Source organism: Polaromonas sp. (assembly GCF_036676035.1).
Taxonomy (GTDB): Bacteria; Pseudomonadota; Gammaproteobacteria; order Burkholderiales; family Burkholderiaceae_C; genus Polaromonas.
Genome location: NZ_JAKFDR010000092.1, coordinates 1 through 2,299, shown reverse-complemented (window position 1 = coordinate 2,299; position 2,299 = coordinate 1). Strand labels below are relative to the sequence as shown.

Annotated in this window: 3 protein-coding genes and 1 pseudogene; 3 read left to right on the top strand and 1 reads right to left on the bottom strand. The window is 64.3% G+C overall.

The genetic code is table 11. The annotated features are described in order from the left end of the window. From V6M61_RS13415 to V6M61_RS13410, 3 genes and pseudogenes are all read left to right on the top strand, one after another. Positions 1–268: pseudogene (locus V6M61_RS13415) on the top strand (RecQ family ATP-dependent DNA helicase); the annotation flags it as partial. Between the two features lie 188 nt (positions 269–456). After that, on the top strand, positions 457–546 hold the full coding sequence (locus tag V6M61_RS21035) for a DUF3465 domain-containing protein (RefSeq protein ID WP_442957776.1): 90 nt from the start codon (positions 457–459) through the stop codon (positions 544–546). Between the two features lie 689 nt (positions 547–1,235). Continuing rightward, entirely contained in the window at positions 1,236–1,580 is a 345-nt protein-coding gene (locus tag V6M61_RS13410; protein ID WP_332777076.1) for a cupin domain-containing protein, read from the top strand. Between the two features lie 325 nt (positions 1,581–1,905). Here V6M61_RS13410 and V6M61_RS13405 read toward each other — a convergent pair. Beyond that, positions 1,906–2,299, bottom strand: a 394-nt coding sequence (locus V6M61_RS13405; RefSeq protein WP_332777075.1) for a hypothetical protein, incomplete at its 5' end; no start/stop codon positions are given.

Here is a 2,299-nt window from a genome sequence, read left to right as displayed (position 1 = left end):
CCACGGCCAGATCGCCCGGCTGCCGCCTGCGCCGCCGCTGCCGCCGCTGGCCGAACGGGACCGGCACGGCCTGTGTGGCGCCTTCAGCCAGCGCCACCAGGAACTCAAGGGCAGCAGCCCCAGCGCCGAATGCCTGACCCGCTTCCTCTGCGGCATCAGCGCGCCGCTATTCGGCAAGCTCAAGGCGCGCAACATCGCCGGCTTTGCCGCGCTGGATAGCTACCCTTATGCCGAGGTGCGCGCCTGGGTCGAACCAGCTCGGGCCTGAGGCGGGCAGCCTTCCGGCGCCAAACCGCCTCGAACCCGAATGGCGGGCTCCCCATGAAAAAGATCATCGCCGTACTGCTGCTGGCCGCGCACAACATCGACCTGGCGGCCGCTCCCACCCAAGCCAGGCGTTGAACCGAGATATCAAGGTTGACGTGACACTGGGAGGCTTCGGCGAATACGAGTGGAATGCGCAGGGCGGGGGTCATCCACTGGACGCACCACGACCCCGGCGGGCGCCATGTTGTCGGTTGGCTGAGGCATGGCGGACGCATTTGAGTAAGGGCTGGATGATTAGAGCCGAGGCGGCGCTGGTGAGGGTCAGCAGCCGTCTCGGCGTACGCTCTGTGGGAGCGTCTGATCGGTGTTGCGTGCCGCCTGGACGAGTGCCAGGGTGCGGCGTAGGGTCGCCCCGCTGGGCAATTCGAACGAATCTTGGTTAGCGCGCTGGCTATCCTGACCCAGGGTCAGGCTCTCCTGTTCGACTGCTTTCGCGGTGTGCGATCTGCCCATACGCGGGCGTCGGCGTTGCGCTCTATGCGCGGTGTTGCAACTTTACCCCTCGTTGGCCGGCAGCCACGGCCTGGCTCTGCGACTCCATGGTTACGCGTGCTTCCTGCGCTTCGGCGCCGGCGCCAAGGTGCAGGGTCACGCGGGTGCTGAGTGGGCGACAAATGATACTGCGGATCGTCATCGGATCAGGCCCTCCCTGTTGCTGTCCTAAGTTCCAAGGTAGTCCGAATTGCCGCGTGGGATTAGTGCGAGTGGCGATAAAACCGCAGTTGCCAGAAGCTGGCGCGTATAAATGCCGGCCAACCCCGCGGCACGCTCGGCGTGCAGGCCGTGCTGCGCCAGGCCATCGCGCCGCGCGTTTCCAGACACTTTAGTGTCGACTACAGACAACCGCGCAGGGGCCAAGGGCACTAGGTTAGGCCGGTGTTCTTTCAGCCGGAAAACTTGGAGCAGACATGTCTAACCCGATCACCGTTCTACGCGATACCGCCCCCGTGCCGATGCTCGACGCCTGCAAGTGGGAGCGCATCGGCGGCGACCCGCATACCGTCAACCTCAACGCCTACACCTCGGAAGACGGCAAGAAGATCATGGGCACCTGGATCTGCACCCCCGGCAAATGGCGGGTCGCCTACGAGAAATGGGAGTACTGCCACTTCCAGGAAGGCTACTGCATCATCACCCCGGATGGCCTGGAGCCGATCCACCTGAAGGCCGGCGACATCTTCATCGTCGAGCCCGGCATGCGCGGCACCTGGGAAGTGGTCGAGACCGTGCGCAAATACTTCGTGTTTGCCTGAGAATGCCGGCCCCGCAGCACGCCAGGCGAGCGGGGCCGGACTAATCGCGGCCCAGGTGTAGGAGCCGAGCATTGCTGGATCGCCAGCAAGGACTATTGATCCGGCCCGCTGAAGTTTTAACTTTCAGCCGGCAGTCCGCAGTCGTAGGGTGGGTTAGCCGCGTAGCGGCGTAACCCACCATGGATGTCGTCAGCAATCCCTGTGGCCGGCCCTGCGGGCCAGTCGGTGGGTTACGGCCTGCGGCCTAACCCACCCTACGGAAATCAAGACATTAAAGGGCCGGATCAATAGGCGTTCCCCTGGCTCCTACAGGGTGTCAGCCGCGCTACCCGATCGGTGCAGCAGACGCTTCCTCATCCGCCAGGCGCTGCAGGTACAGGGCGAAATCCGGGTCTTCGCCGCGCAGCAGTTCCGGCAACCGTTCGCGGAAGTCCTCGCGCCGGCTCCACTCGCGCATGTAGTCCTCCCAGGAGTGCCAGCGGCGCTGTTTCTTCTCGTCCATCCCCGTTTCGTAGACCAGCAGGTAGGCGCGCTCGAACAGCGAGATGAGCATGTCGAAGATCAGCAACATGCGTTCGCGCTGTTCGTCGGTCAAGCCGGGGGTCGCGGGCTGGCTGCGCAGTTTCAGGTCCGGGTTGGCCAGCACCACCTCGAGGAAGTCGATATAGGCATCGGAGATCTGCTGCCAGGTGGCCTCTTCTTCATTGGCGCGCTCCTTG